This window comes from Ensifer sp. 38_S197 (genome assembly GCF_056924495.1).
Map to the genome: position 1 here is coordinate 113,238 of NZ_JBXOVZ010000003.1, position 15,208 is coordinate 128,445.

The following is a 15,208-nucleotide window of genomic DNA, read 5'->3' on the forward strand; positions in this document are numbered from 1 at the left end:
GGGTCGCCGTTTTGCAGAACGGGCTCCGGCACTCCCTTTCTCCTACTGGGGCCGCGAGCACAGCACACACTGCATTTGGCCCCATTGTCGCCTTTCGGGGCCATTTTTTGCCCGTCGAGGTCATGTGCGCCGCCGCTGGCAGCGAGGTTGGTAAGGCTCGGTCATGGGTTATACGCCTTGAAAGCTGAAAGTGGTTCCCGCCCGCCGAGTTTTCCTTCGAGTGCTGCATAAACTATGTCGGTTCCGACAATTGCGCCCATGTGTTGCGGATACCGGGCTTCACAGGCTGTTCGCTCATCCCGAGAAGGGACATGCTTGGTACATGCTCACTGTTGGCCCCTCGTCCGTTCAGGGGCCATTTTTCCGGATCCCAGGAATTGGAACCTTTTCCCCCTGTGCACGTTTCGTACTCTCGATCCCCTGCTCTCGCTCGGGGGTCAAACGCTGGCAGGCTTTACCACCCCTGAGTGAAGCCAGAAGCGGCCTCGTCGTACCCCCGGCGGGGCCATTTCTTTTATAACCTTCAGAACACACGCGCTGCTAAGCTTCCCATGATCCCACCGACGTCGGGTGGAGTTTGGGCTCCTTTCTCGCGGCGCGCGCGGAACACCTTGTGCCCTCGTTGGTTTGCTTACTGTCGAAGATCTATAATCTCGACGGGGATCAAAAGCCGGACTCCTTTCCTCCATATGGTGCGGAGTTCGGCCGACTTGCGGACTTACCAGCCCACACCGTTAGTTGCGCTGCGCACACGTCAGAAATCGCTTTCACTGCCCATTACAATCGTGCATTGTGCGCACCCGAGAGAAGGAACATCATGTCCTACGATTGGGAAGGCGCCCGACGTCGACGGTATAAGCACGCCCGGCTCTGGTTTTTGATCGCCTTGGCAGCTTGGCTTGTCGCCCTCGCGTTGACGTCATAGCCGCGCGTCTGAGTGTTAAACCGGGATCTCGCACGAGTTCGAGATTCCCCTGGTGGACGGCGCATCCACGACTTGGGCACCTCTTGAAAATTCTGGGGGCCTCATTTCAAACCCAGCCACTATGCTGTTGGAGCGCCAACTGAATCGGACAGCCCCCGTCACTGGCGCCAAGTGACCGCGGAGCGCGACCCCGGCCCCAAGCGACCCAGCGCTCTCGGGTATGCCTCATCGACAAGACCGAGAGCCAAGGACGCCGCAGAGGTCTCGGGTGTGCTGTGGCTACGAGCAGGGGTGAAGGCCGCTAAGCATCCTGGTTGCTTCCTGCTTGGATAACAGTTACCGCTACCCCGGTATCAGCTAAGGCCACGAACGCGGGTACAATTGGGCGCGACCGTTCTAGAAGAGGCTGGCATTGGCGGCGATATTCCTTTCAAAATTACTCGACTTTTTGTTGTGGTCGTCACGATTGGAACTACGGCATGGTTGCGCCTTCGTTCTGGTCCCGGCTACTTTTGCTCCCCCTAATTTTAGGGGTTGCTTATTCTACACAACGCAACGGATCGAAATTCACCCGTTTGCATGATTGCGGCAAGCCAAGAGGGTGAATAGGCCCCGCACGCATGCAAAAGCCCCACAGTGAACGAGGATGATGATGGCAATTGGTACCGTTAAGTTTTTCAATCAGGACAAGGGTTACGGCTTCATCTCACCTGAGAACGGCGGAACGGACGTGTTTGTCCATGTGTCCGCGGTTGAAGGCGGCAGTCCGCTTCGAGACGGTCAAAAGGTCAGCTACGACCTTGGCCAGGACCGTAAGACGGGAAAATCGCGAGCCGAAAATGTTAGGTCGGCCTGAGCTGCGACGACTGTCGCGGGCCCTTATCCAACGAAGAACGCGCTGACCTTCGAAGCGGAGGTCAGCAAACCACGCTCAGCTTGTTTTGAAGCGTTCAAGTTTGGAGCAGGAGGTTTCCGGCCGACGGCCCGATCAATATGGCGCATCCCGGCGTTTGGCGATGATGCCTTCGGGGCCGAGCTCACACGCGGCGCGGGAGAACTCGGCGCCGTCGGCGTGCGCCTCCGCCGAGAAGCGAAACGCGCCAGTCCTGCCGGCGACAATCGGCTCGAGCCTGCGCCGACGCTCCGCCAACGGCCGCGATCGCATACCGTCGCCGCCGAGTTAGAGGAGGTCGAAGGCATAGAAAATTATCTCACTCGGCTCGTGCAAGCTCGGTTTCTTGCCGACCGCGCGCTGCAGCAACCTGAAATCTGACCGGCCCCTGCTAATCGAGAACGACCGCTTCACCATTGATGATCATGGAAGCAACTCCGGAGCCTCTGCTTTATCCCTCATCGAGCCTGATCGGCTTATCTGATCTGACCACACTTTTGCCGCGAGGAGCGGCAATTGCCGAGCCATGTGAGCAAAGTAATCTTTAAAATGCAGAGCGCAAAGACCAACTGGACCAAACCCTGGTGGAAGCCGGTCCTGATCGGTACCTGCATCGTCCTTGGACTCGCGCAGGTTTTCGGCAGCATTGTTGTGTATTCAACTTATCGATGACTCGGGCGGCGATCGTGCTCATGACGTCGAAAGAGCGGTAGCGAATATGGATCGGACGGCGATCAACGGAATCGAGCGCAGCTAATACGCTCTCCGGACTTCTCGATCGCCAGGTCGTTGTGTCAGATGTCCTTTTAAAGACCAAATGGCACGCCTCGGGAACCTTCAACCACAGCCAACGTTGAATTGGGAGGCGATGCGATTGACCGCAGATTGCCTGTTGGTTGATGACGCAGGTCTCGGAGCGGGGTCGACTATAGCGCGACGATCAGGATGAGACGAATCTCACCGTGATTGTCGCCGCGCAGTCGACTTTCGATCGGAGAAGACCATGTCCTTTCAAGATATCGTTGTATATCTGGATGCGGGGCCAAATACCGCCGGACGCGTCCGTACGGGGGCCGATCTCGCTACAAGATACAATGCGAGGCTCATCGGCGTCGACATTAGCACGAAGGCGGCTTTTGACGGAGAGAGCCACAATGCTGCACTCGCCATTCAACAGCAATTTGTGACAGCACTGCGGGGAATGAAGGTCGATTTCAAATATCGAAAGGCCCCGCCGGATGCGCGGACGTCGGAGGAACTGTTTTCCCATTGCGCCGACCTCCTGGTCGCCACGCAAACCAACCCCGACGACAGCCGCCTCTCCAATTCGGCCGTCCCGGAGGACGTGCTGCTGAGCGCAGGGGTTCCGATGTTGGTGCTCCCCGCTGGATGGACAGGTGAAAAACCAATCGGGACTAACATTGTTGTCGCCTGGAATTTCAGTCGCGAGGCAACCCGCGCCGTTCACGATGCCCTGCCACTCTTGAAAGCGGCGCAGAGGGTCTATCTGTTCATGTTCGCTCCCAACTACAGTGATGACAACGAAGACGTTCAGGATATGAAAGCGCACTTGGAACGCCACGGCGCCAACGTCACTTTGGCAGGTTGGCGCGACCGCGGCGAAACGGATATGACCAGCGCTTTGTTTGCTAACCTTGATCGGGAAGATGCCGACCTTATTGTGTGTGGGGCCTACAGTCACTCGCCCTTTTCTGAAGCCGTGTTCGGCGGGGTGACCAAAATTCTGCTGAGCAACATTTCCATGCCGGTACTGATGTCCCACTGAGCCGCGGTTGATCGGCCAGAATGCGACGCAGAGACTAACGATATGAGCTTATCGGTGACCATGACGCGTGGCCTAGCGCGTTGGCGATTGCGCAGCTTGCGCATCAGCCGACGAACTATCTTCTTCTCCAGCTGTCCTGCACCGTCAAGAGGTCGTTCCAAAACGTAGTGCGGGTCGCCAGTCCATCGTAGGGCGACCGTACGGAGGAGAGAGGGCATGAACCAACAACGGCGGCTTGATCCGTCTGAAACTGCGTCAATTCCTGTTGTAGGCGCCGCTGGATCTCCTTGGCTTCTTCGAGGGAGAGGTCAAAATCGTTGAGACGGGCCCCTCGAGAGACCGGCCGACCTTGGCAATTTCGCAACGCTGCGACACGCCGTCAATGCCAACAAGCTCGACCGAGATGATCATCTTTAATTGCGACGCCAACGAATGCCCTTTCAGAAAAGGCACCTGCTTACCCGAAATTTCTTACCCCCACCTTTTTCCCACTCCCGCTGGCGTTCCACTCGATCGCTGGCTGGACTGCGCGGTCCTGTGCTCGGTCACATCTTGCGCTGAAGTCAGTCGCGAGGATGATGTGGCTTGGATTCGATCGGTCCACGGCAGGTTCTGCATTTCTGGATATCAACCTGGTTCATTCGGCCTCCCTCATCCCTAGGCAGCATCCGGACTGCGATCCCAACAGATCCTTGGCAACAACAACGTCGAGGTGATCACTATTGGGGTGCCTGGAAGCGCAAGGGCTTAAAAGGCAATCGTGATTGCGTTGATCTTCTGTAAGCCGCCCGTTTCTGTCTCCACGGCAATTGCCCGACCTGCTCTCAAGCCGAGCAGCCCCAGCCCCAAAAGCGACCCTACAGAAACGGTATAATTGGGAAAGTCCTGGCTCTCATTGCGGACCAGATTGGCTGTTCTCGGCACACCTGCATCGACGCAGAAGGTTACGCGACTGTTTATCGTCACGACATCATTGGGGACGCTTTGGGGGGAGCAGATTTCAGCTTGCGCCAGCTTTCTCCTGAGCAATCGGCCGTAAGCGCTGTCCCGCGGACGCTGATCAAGTATTTCTCTGAGGACCGCATGGTCGTGTACTGTTAGATAACATTGAAGCCGATCGCTCATGGCAAGCTCCTCGGAGCAGATCTGCTCCGGAAAAACAACTGGATCTCGGTTCGATTTCTCCGACTGCTGGGTCGTACTGGCGCCAGGGCTCACGGTCCTGAAGTGGAGCTACCGCCTTGAGCCCCGAGACGCGGGAATCGTTGAGAAAACAGGACGAAATCCGCGTCCGTTGCAGCTGGTAGACGATAGACAGTCGATGTCAGCGCTGCGTTGCCACACTCAACGCAGCCTTTCGGGAAGTGGCGCGACCACTCGGGCCACTTCACTACAACGCGCTCAATTTGCGTCATCACCAATCCTCTCCGCTTCGCTCGAAGACGAGCCAAGCGGTTCCCTTTTGCGCGATGCGCGTCCTGCGGGCCTCCTGAATCCGCTCCGCTCGTCGTTTGGTAAATGGCCCCATCGGCTGGGTCTTCCGTTGGCCGCAACGGACCTGACAGTACCATTTGTTGCCATCGTGCGAGAAGATATCGACCGAGGTGGACGTGCCAGGAGGCTCTTGCCTGGCGATCTCGTCGATAAAAATGATTGGCCGTGAGTAACGCATAGGTGGCGCATTCTTACGCACGCCAGGAGCCGGATTGCGGTCGGCCGATGTTGACATCGTTGAGCTCCTTTCTTCGCTGCGGTGGTGGATTTGGCGCACCTAGATCGTCAGCGGGAAACCATTTCATGCTCCATTGCCACCTCGATCATCAGATTTTCGATGTCACGGGAAATCGAAGCGGCAGCCAATACGCGGCCGTCGCGCTTGAAGCGAAGCAGACAGTCCCGGCCGGTTATGTCGCCTTCGACCATGACTTCGTCCCACCGTTCCGCATGACCGACATAATTGATTCTGACGTCGTAGTGCTGGCTCCAGAAGAACGGCACGGCATCAAACTTCTCGCGCCGGCCGAGCATATTGACCGCCGCGGTCTGCCCTTGCCTCTCGGCGACCACCCAATGTTCGACGCGAATGCTCTCTCCGCTATGAGGATCGGGCCAGCGCGCGATGTCACCGGCCGCGAAGATTTCCGGTTCGCTGGTTTCCAGAAAACCATTCACGACGACGCCGCGCTCCGTTGCCAGCCCTGCCGTTTCAGCAAGTCTTGTCCGCGGCTGCACACCGATGCCGGCGACCACGAGGTCAGCGACCAGGATATCGCCGCCGCGCAGTTTTACCTCGCTCTCGCTGATGCTGCTTGCAGTCTCCTCCAGGTGGAAAATGACTCCGTTCTTCTCGTGAAGGGTCCGAATGAAATCGCCCAACTGCGGACCCAAGACCCGCCCCATTGGGTGCTTGTCGGGTGCAACGACATGGACTTCGATGCCGCGAGCGCGCAGGGCTGCGGCGACTTCGAGGCCGATGAAACTCGCTCCAAGCACGACCACCCGACGAGCCATCGCGGCCTTCTCTATTATGGCTCGGCAGTCGACGAGCGAGCGCAGCGTGTGAACATGCGGCTGGTCGGCACCCGGAATCGTCAGGCGAACCGGCTCTGCACCGGTCGCGAGCAGCAACCTGTCATAAGGGACGGAGACTCCGCCAGTGAGGACGACCTCGCGGGTCTGCGGCTCGATGCGAACCGCTTGCGTCCGAAGGCGCAGGTCGATCTGGTTCTTGGAATAGTAGCTCTCCCCCCGTAGCGGGACCCAGCTCTCCGGCGCCTTACCGGCAAGATAATCCTTTGAAAGGTTCGGCCGATCGACAGGCGCCGCCTCGTCGTCGCTGAGCATGACAATGCTGCCGCGATACTGCTCTCGCCGCAACATCTCCGCGGCAGCAAAGCCGGCCGCGCCGCCGCCGACGATGACGATCTTCTCGGGCGTTGCCTCGACAGGACGCTCGCTTGTTGTCGGCTCAGCTCCCTTGCGCTTGCCCAACACGAAGATATAGCCGTCACGCTCCTCCACCCGCCAGCATGCCAGCGGCGTGAAGGCGGGTGCGCGCAAGGCCTCCCCGGTTCGCAAACTGAAACACGCGTGATGCCATGGACAGCGGACGGTGTCGCCGGCCACCAGTCCTTCGCCGAGCGGACCGTTGTAGTGCGTACAATGCGCGTCAACCGCGAAAATCTCAGCCCCGCGGCGCACAAGCAGCACCTGCGCATCGCCGCAATGGCCGACCAGCTTGCTGCCGTCAGGAAGATCGGCAAGTCTGATGCCCTCTGCCAGATCAGGTCCAACCATGCTTGTAGGCTCAGCAGCCATTGGTTTCTCCTCCTTGGCGATCGTGATAGCAGCCGTTGCGAGGGCTGAAAGCGACCTCTGCGGGTCGTGGCCTTTGATCTCACCGACCAGTTTGTGGCCGCCGCGTCTGTTAAGCAAACGAATTTAATCATCCGTTGAGTGCAGTTTTTCTGCTGGATAGCTCATTGGTTCGGCAACAGGACATCTAAAGGATGGCCTGCCCCGTCCTGCTCCAGTCGGCGAGGAAGGCCGCCAGTCCCTTCTCGGTGAGCGGATGTTTGGCCAGGATCATAAGCACTCCCGGTGGCACGGTCGCAATATCGGCGCCTGCCATTGCGGCTCGTGTGACATGCAGCGGCGTGCGGATTGATGACGCCAGAATCTCCGTCGTGAAGGATTTGTCGTTGTTGTAGATCGCCCGGATTTCCCGGACGACCTCCATGCCATCCAGGCCGAGATCGTCCAGCCTGCCGACGAATGGCGAGATATAGGCCGCACCGGCTTTTGCCGCGAGCAGCGCCTGGTTCGCTGAAAAGCAGAGCGTGACATTGACCTTCAGCCCGCGTTCGCTGAGAGCCCGGCAAGCCCTGAACCCATCCCACGTCGAGGGCACCTTGACGGCCACATTGGCGGCTATGCTGGCCAGCCGCTCCCCTTCGGCGACCATCCCGTCGAACTCAGTTGCGGCGACCTCCGCTGAGACCGGACCCTCGATCGCCTCGCAGATCTCCTTGATAACCTCCCGGATCGGTCGGCCGGTCTCTGCAATCAACGAGGGATTGGTCGTCACTCCGTCGACGACGCCTGCGGCGGTAAGCTCGCGGATTTCGGCAATGTCGGCTGTATCGACAAAGAACTTCATCGTTTTTCTCCCGGCGTAGTCGCGTGATGCAGTGGCGGCGCCATTCCCGAAGTGATTTGGGCGTAGCAGATGTGCTCGCGTGCCCTACCTCTGTGAAGGTAGGGCAGCAGGGAGCGACGTGCATGAGCGCCAAAATCTCCGGGAAGGACGTCAAGCTGAAGCGTGCCTATGAGAGTCCTACGGACAGTGACGGCACGCGTGTCTTGGTTGATCGGCTGTGGCCGCGCGGAGTGAGGAAGGCCGACGCAGCAATCGATTATTGGGCGAAGGAACTGGCGCCAAGCACCGAGCTGCGAAAATGGTTCGCTCACGATCCCTCCCGGTGGGCGGAATTCCGCCGGCGGTATGTCGAGGAGATCGAGGAGCATTGCGAGGAATTTGATCGGTTGCGCAACCTGACGCTTAAAGGTCCGGTCACACTCGTCTATGCGGCACACGACGAGATGCACAACGATGCCGTCGTTCTCAGGGAGCTCTTGCTGGCACATCGATAAAATGCCCCATCCAATGTGGGGGACGCCCACCAGTTGACGTGAGGGTCGCCCGCGGCGCGTCCATGACCAGCCAACCGCACCGCGTCGGCCCGCTGTCTTCGCGGTATGCAGCGCTAGGACTGCTGGATTCCACCCAAGCTTATGGCTCGGCTAGTATTTAGCAAACGAATTTGATTGACAATTTAGCGCAACTTTCATGCTATACTAAAATGGACATTGAGCTCGCCCGTACTTTCTTGGAAATAGTTTCAACGGGAAGTTTTATTCGAGCCGCCGAGCGCCTGAATGTTGGTCAGACGACGGTCAGCGCGCGGATTCGTCACCTCGAACAACTGCTTGGCCGGCCGCTATTCATTCGGAACAAAGGTGGCGCGTCGCTGACGCCGGCAGGCGAGCAGTTCCTGCGCCACGCCCCGACCTTCGTCCAGTTATGGCAGCGCACCCGTCAACAGGTCAAAGTGCCGGCAGGCCGCCGAGCGGTGCTGACGGTTGGCAGTGAAGTCACCCTTGCGCAACCGCTGCTGCTCGACTGGGTTAGTTGGATTCGTCGGTTTCTTCCCGATATCGCGCTTCGAGTCCATGTCGACGTGCCCCAGGATCTCATCGATCAGGTCGCCTCGGGAATGGTCGATGTAGCGATCATGTACGCTCCCCAGCATCGCCCCGGCCTTAGAATCGACCTGCTGATGGAAGAAAAGCTCGTGCTTGTGACGACCGATCCTGAAGCGAAGCGCCTTGACGAGGTGAATTACGTCTACATGGATTGGGGGCCGGATTTTGGGCGGCAACACGACCTGAATTTCCCGGAGGTCGCACCGGACCTCTCTTTCGATCTCGGTCCCCTGGCGCTCAGCTATGTTCTCGCGAGCGGCGGCTCGGGCTATTTCAGGATGAGCGCGGTGGAACCGCATCTGGCTGCCGGTGAGCTCCACCTCGTACCCGACATGCCGCAATACTCCTATCCGGTTTACTCGGTGAGGTCCGCAAACACCGATGAGAGTGTCGTGGGACCTGCCCTTGCGGGTTTGCGCGCGATCTCCGAAGGCAACCTCGAGGCCTAAGTGGCAGCCTCGGGCAATGGAAACAGCAGATCGACTGTGGTTCCGATCCCGCGCTCGCTGGAAATGCGCAGACGGCCCCCGACCATCCGCATGAACGCGTTCACCTGCGCCAATCCCATGCCGGTGCCGTTCTCGCCCTTGGTCGTAAAGAACGGGTCCAGCACCTTTTGCAAAACTTCCGGCGACATGCCGCAGCCGTGGTCCCTGACGCGGAGGCGGGCGTAGGTTCCCGGCTGGCCGGCTGCACAATCCGCGTCCACGAGCCGCTCGGTTCCAATCCAAATCTCGCCGCCGCCTGGCATAGCATCCCGAGCGTTGAGGACAAGATTAAGAACGGCAGTATCGAACAACGTCGGATCGACTAGACACTTGGGGACATCGGAACCAAGCTCGAGCCTGATGCGGATGTTTGGTCCCGCCCCATATTTGAGGAATGGCTCGGAAGAGTTGACAAGCTCATTCAAGTCACGTGCCTGGATACCGGGCTCCTTATTGTCTGCAAAGTCCAGCAACTGGGAGGTCAATTCGACGCCCCGATCGATGCCTTCGCGCGCCGCCGCGATATAGGCGCGCACGCTCTCCGGCCGGTCGGCTTTTCGTTCGGCGAGTCTCAGTCCGGAGTCAATAACGGCTAGGATGTTTCTGAGATCATGGGCAATGCCGCCGGTCATCTCGCCCAAGGAAGCAAGCCGGCGGATTGCCCGTTCGTTCTGTTTGGCAGTCTGTGTGCCGCCGCTACTCTCCGCCTGCTGGTGCACCAATAACTCTTCTCGGAACGCCATGTCTGTCATGATAGACCCTCATGCTTTCCGACGTCGTCCGGAAATTCCGGTTCTCCAACGTATTCATTATTCGCCCGTGTCACCGCCGCAACGCGCGGCGCGCTATCTAAACTCGGCGGACAGTCCGCTTTGCCATTATTTCTTCGACTGTCGGAAACGCCTTGAGGGCCTCATCCGGTAGGCCGCTTCTACCAGCGACCGCATCCATCCAGCCGCCATGCGCTTCCGGTTCGCCGACTATGATGCGGCCGACCATTCCAGACTGCTCGTGGGGAACGCAATAATAGTCATAAACCCCTTGCTCGGTGAAGGTTACCGAAAAGCTCTCATCCGGCAGGAGATAGCCTGAATCCCAGGATTTTGCCGATACTGGAATGCGCAGCGGCCTCCCGAAGTTTGCTGGATGATAGGCGGTCGTCGTATGCGAATTGCCAGGATTGAAGTTGGTCCAGCGGGCCATCTGACCCGGCTTGATCAGAACACCGATCGGGTCGAACCAGACATGCGAGCCATCGGCGCGCCCCTGCATCCTGATCTCCACGACCTCTTCGGCCCACACATCCCGATGGGGCAGGGAAAGGACGGCGGCGAGCCCGCCCCATAGGCCCAACACTTGACGGCGCGCGACCCTCATTTGGCGACGCTCGCTTCGTCGGCCGCTGCAACATGCCACAGGACGACGTGGAAATGTGGCTCTTCCACGCCTGGATGGCCGGCATTGTAGTAAACGTCGACATGGTCGACGTTGCCGCCGGGCGCTGCGAGGTTGTCGAATGACTTGTCCGGATTGAGATCCTTGGTCGGCAGCATATAGATCGTGCTGACAAGCTTTCCGTCATGATCATATGCGAGGAACGGACCGGCCGGCAATGTCGCCGGGTCAACGAAGAGCTGTCCCATGCCTGGGAGGAAATCGGGCAACTTCACCAGCTTGCTGAGCTGCTGATAGGGCGCGGCTGGCGGCGCTTTTGTGACTTCATCCGCCGCAATCGCACAAACGGAGCTGGCCAGTGTCAGAACAGGTACGAGGAAGAGTTTTTTCATCGGAGGAGATCCTTTTTCAAAGCGAGGTCGCGGCAATTCCGCGGTCAACGGCTGTTCGTACGACCTGTCGCGCGCAGCCATTGAAGAACTTGGCGGCAATATTAGTCCAATGAAATAAACTGGCACTTCAATGCAGTATTTCTGCATTCTTCCTAGTTTCCGGCTTCACCGCCTGTGGTTGCGGGAAGTACTGAACGGGAGGTGTCCACGGATGTATCTCGGTCAACGTTCGTGGCAGTGCGCTTGATTTCAAGAATTCCGCCCCCATGTTTGAGTTATTATGAATATTCGCGTGACCCAGAGAGAGCCCCAACGCCTCAAAGCAGGCCTCTAGCCCGGACGCGAACCTTACTGGGCTTTGCGTCCGGGGCAGCCAGTTCTTCAACTCAACGCGAGACCGCCACAGACGGAGTGCCGAACGCACTTCGCTCACGGTCGCGCGCATTCGGCTGAGAGGCGACCGTGATGATCTTCAGAAATCTGTCGAAAGACGACGTGACTCTTGATCTTGCGACAAAGGGAAAGCACTCGGCGCTCTCCAAGATCGCTGTAAGAATCGCGCGGCGAACCGGTGTCGATGATCGGGTGGTTCTCCGGGGCATTTGGCGGCGGGAAAGACTCGGATCGACCGCCATTGGTCGCGGCATCGCCGTCCCGCACGCGTTGCTGCGCACGATTTCGTCGCCCGTAGCATCGTTTACGCGACTGGCTCCTCCGATCGATTTCAAGAGTCCCGACCTCGATCCCGTCGATCTAGTCTTTACTCTGCTTTGGCCGCGCTCTGAGGCCCGCACCTTCTTGCCCGCACTATCGCAACTATTTCGGCTGGTGCGGACGCCGCTGATCCGGGAGGGGCTCCGGCGGGCCCGGTCACCCGAGGAGGTAATGGCGATCCTGCAGAGCGAGGCATGGTCGATCAACGACATTCCGTCGCGCGCCGGTGCCTCATTGAGGTCGATCAAAAGCTGCGCTTCACCGATGCCTCTACGGATCTCCGCACGGGGATTGCCTGCGGCGATCGGATCGGCGTCATGACCGTTCTGCTCGCCGATGGCGTCAACCTGGATCTCAGGAAGATGGCCGACGCCTGCGACGCCCACACTTTCTGGGAGTTGCTGCGGATCGGCAAATGGCACGTCAGGGAGGAGACGACGGCACGCGCCCTTGCGATGATCGTCGAGGCGCAGTCGCAATTGCCGATGGCCGGCTTCTGGGGCGGCGGAACGACATCGTCCTCGGATGGCCAGCACTTTCCGGCAGGTTCGACCGGTGAAGCAGTATCGTCAATGCCCGGTAAGGCAACGAGCCGGGTCTTTCGGCGTACAGCCATCTCTCTGATCAATACGCTCCCTATTCGACCCAGATCATTCCCGCGACCGCTCACGAAGCGCCTTACATGGTCTGCTGCAGAACGATACTGGAAGGCAAATCCGCGAGCATTATGCTGATACAGACGGCTTCACGGATCATGTTCTTGCCATCTGCTCCGTTCTCGGCTTCCGGTTTGCGCCGAGAATCCGCGATCTGCCGGACGTTCCCGCTCTTGATCAGGTGCCTCACGCGCCTCAGCCGCTGATCGGCGGCCGCATCAACATTCGGCTGATCCGCGAAAATTGGCCCGATATCCTGCGGCTCGCCGCCAGCATGGCCGCCTGGACCGTCGTGCCAAGTCAGATTCTTCGGAAACTCGCCGCCTATCCGCGTCAAAACAGCCTGGCGCTGGCGCTCAGGGAAGTCGACCGCCTGGAGCGTTCGATCTTCATGCTCGACTGGCTGAGCGACATTGATTTGCAGCGTCGAGCGCAGATCGGGTTGAACAAGGGCGAGGCCCACCATGCCCTCAAGCGCGCGGTCAACTTCAACAGGCTCGGCGAAATCCGAGACCGGTCGTCCGAGGGACAGCAACACCGAATTGCCGGTCTCAACCTCCTCACCGCCATCATCATCAATTGGAACACATGGAAGCTCGGCGAAATCGTCGCCGAGCAAATCGCCAGCGGCGAACAGATCGACCTCGGGCTCCTGCCTCACGTGTCACCGCTCGGATGGGAGCATATAACGCTCACCGGAGAATATCGGTGGCCGCCCTTAGGGTAGCATCTCGCCCCTCCCGCAAACACCCCCACCTTCTGCAAGCAACCAGGGTACAAGCGCCTGGTCAGACACTAATCAACGCCGCTATCGCATCCTACCAAGGTATGGTCGCCGTTCCAGTTCAGCGGATTTGTGGGATTGCCTGAGGCGGAGCAGATCCTTGCGGGCGACGAGGCCGACGAGCTTTCCAGAGACGGGATCGGTAATCGGGATCCGCGCCGAGTCGGTCATAATCATGATGTCCGCGATGTGACCAACGGTGTCGTCCGGATGCCCGATCGGGATCGAGGCGTCCGATACCCTGTCTGCCAGCAGATCGGGGCCAATGTCAGGACCTCGCTGCCACCGAAGCGCGTCTGCACGCGAAACCATGCCGACAAGCGCCCCAGCAGCGTCAACCACCGGATAGGTCCGGTGAGCATCGTCCGCCACGGCAAAATATGCACATACCTCCGCCACCGACATGGTCGCCGGCAAGGTATCGACGGTGCTGACCATGATATCGCGAGCCCGTGCGAACTCGAAGGGGTCGACCCCGTATTCCCGGCTGATGTGCTGTCCCCTGCGGGCAATTTTCTCCGTCAGGATCGAACGCCGCAGCAGAAGGACTGTCACCCCGTAAGCGGCAATCGTGGTGGCCAGCAGGGGAATGAGCGTGCTGAGATCACCGGTAATCTCGATGGCGAAAAACGTTCCCGACAGCGGCGCGCGCATCGTGCCGCCCATCATCGCCGCCATGCCCAGAAGCGCCCAGAACCCCGGATCTCCGGGAAGCATCAAACCCGTCAGCCATCCGAGTGCACCTCCAAGGATCAGCAAAGGCGCCAGCACACCACCCGATGTGCCGGACGAAAGAGCGATCAGCCAGATAACGGCCTTGACCAAGAGAATGGCGATGACCGTCGAGGTTGGCAGGCTGTTTTTAAGCAAACCTTCAATGACATCGTAACCGACACCGAGAGCATGGGGTTCGATCAGGCCACCAAGGCCAACTGCAAGACCGCCCAGCGCCGGCCACCACATCCAGTGGATCGGGAGGCGCTCGAACAGATCCTCGATCTTGTAGAGTAGGGTCGTCAGCAAGCCGGATTGGAGACCGGCAACCATCCCCACCCCGGCACAAAGCAGGATCCCCCACCAGGGAAGGTCGGCCCGGAAGTGCGTCGGGAACAGCGGTCCAGCGCCGAACAATAGCGGGCGCCAGGAGATGGCAACACAAGCTGAGGCCGCGACGGGAATGAAGCTACGCGGCTTCCATTCAAATAGAAGAAGTTCGACCGCAAGCATGACGGCTGCGACAGGCGAGCCGAAAATTGTCGTCATGCCGGCCGCCGCCCCTGCCACCAATAAGGTCTTTCGCTCTGCTGCGCTCATGTGGAAGAACTGGGCAAACAGCGAACCGATGGCGCCACCGGTCATGATGATCGGCCCCTCCGCCCCGAAAGGTCCTCCCGTGCCGATCGAAGTGGCTGACGACAGCGGCTTCAATACGGCGACCTTTGCCGACATACGGCTGCCGCCGATAAGGATGGCCTCTATCGCTTCCGGTATACCGTGCCCGCGGATCTTCTCCGAGCCGAAGCGCGCCATCAGGCCGATGACGAGCCCCCCCACCACCGGGATCAACACCATCAAGGGTGAGAAGATTACGTCGGCTATCCGCGCCTCCTGCGTGCTCACCCGACCAAACCAGACGATGTTGGTGACGAGGGATATTAGATTGACGAGAAACCAGGCCGCGAAGGCGCCCCCGGTTCCGACGATGAGCGCCATTCCGATCAACAGGAGCACGCGCCTGTCGGTGGTGAAATCGCCGGCTTCACGGCGTGCAAGGCCTCCCATGAAATCGTGCTGATGCGGACGAGAAGGTTTTGACGACATCGGGAAACCTGTGGGGCGGCTGAAGGGAGGGCGCGATCGCCCGCAGCGCACATATATCGTAGTACGATATAAATCAAGTCGGGTTGGCAG

General features: G+C 59.3%; 13 protein-coding genes and 3 pseudogenes. 7 read left to right on the forward strand and 9 right to left on the reverse strand.

Annotated features, from left to right (window positions below; genetic code table 11):
- Window positions 1-1,577: 1,577 nt before the first annotated feature.
- Both AC1Z3V_RS32970 and AC1Z3V_RS32975 read left to right on the forward strand, forming a co-directional pair.
- The gene (locus tag AC1Z3V_RS32970; protein ID WP_334197010.1) at window positions 1,578-1,781 is read left to right on the forward strand and encodes a cold-shock protein; all 204 of its coding nucleotides are present in this window, start codon (window positions 1,578-1,580) and stop codon (window positions 1,779-1,781) included.
- A gap of 1,039 nt (window positions 1,782-2,820) precedes the next feature.
- A complete protein-coding gene (locus AC1Z3V_RS32975) occupies window positions 2,821-3,603 on the forward strand; it encodes a universal stress protein (RefSeq protein WP_334197013.1) in 783 nt (260 codons plus the stop codon).
- Window positions 3,604-3,832: 229 nt separating this feature from the next.
- On the opposite strand, the pseudogene AC1Z3V_RS32980 reads toward AC1Z3V_RS32975, so the two are convergent.
- From AC1Z3V_RS32980 to fsa, 5 genes and pseudogenes are all read right to left on the reverse strand, one after another.
- Window positions 3,833-4,032 (reverse strand): annotated as a pseudogene (locus AC1Z3V_RS32980) (hypothetical protein); the annotation flags it as partial.
- A gap of 318 nt (window positions 4,033-4,350) precedes the next feature.
- On the reverse strand, window positions 4,351-4,728 hold the full coding sequence (locus tag AC1Z3V_RS32985; protein WP_483504290.1) for a GreA/GreB family elongation factor: 378 nt from the start codon (window positions 4,726-4,728) through the stop codon (window positions 4,351-4,353).
- Between the two features lie 289 nt (window positions 4,729-5,017).
- Window positions 5,018-5,332, reverse strand: coding sequence for a hypothetical protein (locus tag AC1Z3V_RS32990; RefSeq protein WP_483504291.1), 315 nt, complete (start codon window positions 5,330-5,332; stop codon window positions 5,018-5,020).
- A gap of 50 nt (window positions 5,333-5,382) precedes the next feature.
- Window positions 5,383-6,921, reverse strand: coding sequence for an FAD-dependent oxidoreductase (locus AC1Z3V_RS32995; protein WP_483504292.1), 1,539 nt, complete (start codon window positions 6,919-6,921; stop codon window positions 5,383-5,385).
- A 184-nt stretch (window positions 6,922-7,105) separates the two neighbouring features.
- Entirely contained in the window at window positions 7,106-7,762 is a 657-nt protein-coding gene (gene fsa, locus AC1Z3V_RS33000) for a fructose-6-phosphate aldolase (RefSeq protein WP_334197016.1), read from the reverse strand.
- A gap of 122 nt (window positions 7,763-7,884) precedes the next feature.
- Between fsa and AC1Z3V_RS33005 the strand changes: the two genes are divergently transcribed.
- Both AC1Z3V_RS33005 and AC1Z3V_RS33010 read left to right on the forward strand, forming a co-directional pair.
- Complete coding sequence (locus tag AC1Z3V_RS33005; protein ID WP_483504293.1) at window positions 7,885-8,256, forward strand: DUF488 domain-containing protein; 372 nt, start codon at window positions 7,885-7,887, stop codon at window positions 8,254-8,256.
- A gap of 209 nt (window positions 8,257-8,465) precedes the next feature.
- Window positions 8,466-9,317, forward strand: coding sequence for a LysR family transcriptional regulator (locus tag AC1Z3V_RS33010; protein WP_483504294.1), 852 nt, complete (start codon window positions 8,466-8,468; stop codon window positions 9,315-9,317).
- On the opposite strand, the gene AC1Z3V_RS33015 is transcribed toward AC1Z3V_RS33010, so the two are convergent.
- From AC1Z3V_RS33015 to AC1Z3V_RS33025, 3 genes are all read right to left on the reverse strand, one after another.
- Window positions 9,314-10,108 carry a two-component system sensor histidine kinase NtrB gene (locus AC1Z3V_RS33015; RefSeq protein ID WP_483504295.1) on the reverse strand — a complete coding sequence of 265 codons (795 nt, stop codon included), beginning with the start codon at window positions 10,106-10,108 and terminating at the stop codon, window positions 9,314-9,316. The two genes, AC1Z3V_RS33010 and AC1Z3V_RS33015, sit on opposite strands and share 4 nt — an antisense overlap.
- A 97-nt stretch (window positions 10,109-10,205) precedes the next feature.
- Window positions 10,206-10,628: a plastocyanin/azurin family copper-binding protein gene (locus AC1Z3V_RS33020; RefSeq protein WP_483504296.1), complete on the reverse strand. Its 423-nt coding sequence runs from the start codon at window positions 10,626-10,628 to the stop codon at window positions 10,206-10,208.
- A 101-nt stretch (window positions 10,629-10,729) separates the two neighbouring features.
- Complete coding sequence (locus AC1Z3V_RS33025; RefSeq protein WP_483504381.1) at window positions 10,730-11,143, reverse strand: DUF5602 domain-containing protein; 414 nt, start codon at window positions 11,141-11,143, stop codon at window positions 10,730-10,732.
- Between the two features lie 465 nt (window positions 11,144-11,608).
- Here AC1Z3V_RS33025 and AC1Z3V_RS33030 point away from each other — a divergent pair, with 465 nt between their 5' ends.
- The 3 genes and pseudogenes from AC1Z3V_RS33030 to AC1Z3V_RS33040 form a co-directional block, all read left to right on the forward strand.
- Window positions 11,609-12,178, forward strand: coding sequence for a PTS sugar transporter subunit IIA (locus AC1Z3V_RS33030; RefSeq protein ID WP_483504297.1), 570 nt, complete (start codon window positions 11,609-11,611; stop codon window positions 12,176-12,178).
- Window positions 12,148-12,345, forward strand: a pseudogene (locus AC1Z3V_RS33035) (Tn3 family transposase); the annotation flags it as partial. The gene AC1Z3V_RS33030 and the pseudogene AC1Z3V_RS33035, both read left to right, overlap by 31 nt.
- Before the next feature lie 155 nt (window positions 12,346-12,500).
- Window positions 12,501-13,240: pseudogene (locus tag AC1Z3V_RS33040) on the forward strand (Tn3 family transposase); the annotation flags it as partial.
- A gap of 81 nt (window positions 13,241-13,321) precedes the next feature.
- Here the strand turns inward: AC1Z3V_RS33040 and AC1Z3V_RS33045 are convergent.
- Entirely contained in the window at window positions 13,322-15,118 is a 1,797-nt protein-coding gene (locus AC1Z3V_RS33045) for a chloride channel protein (RefSeq protein ID WP_483504298.1), read from the reverse strand.
- Window positions 15,119-15,208: the final 90 nt, after the last annotated feature.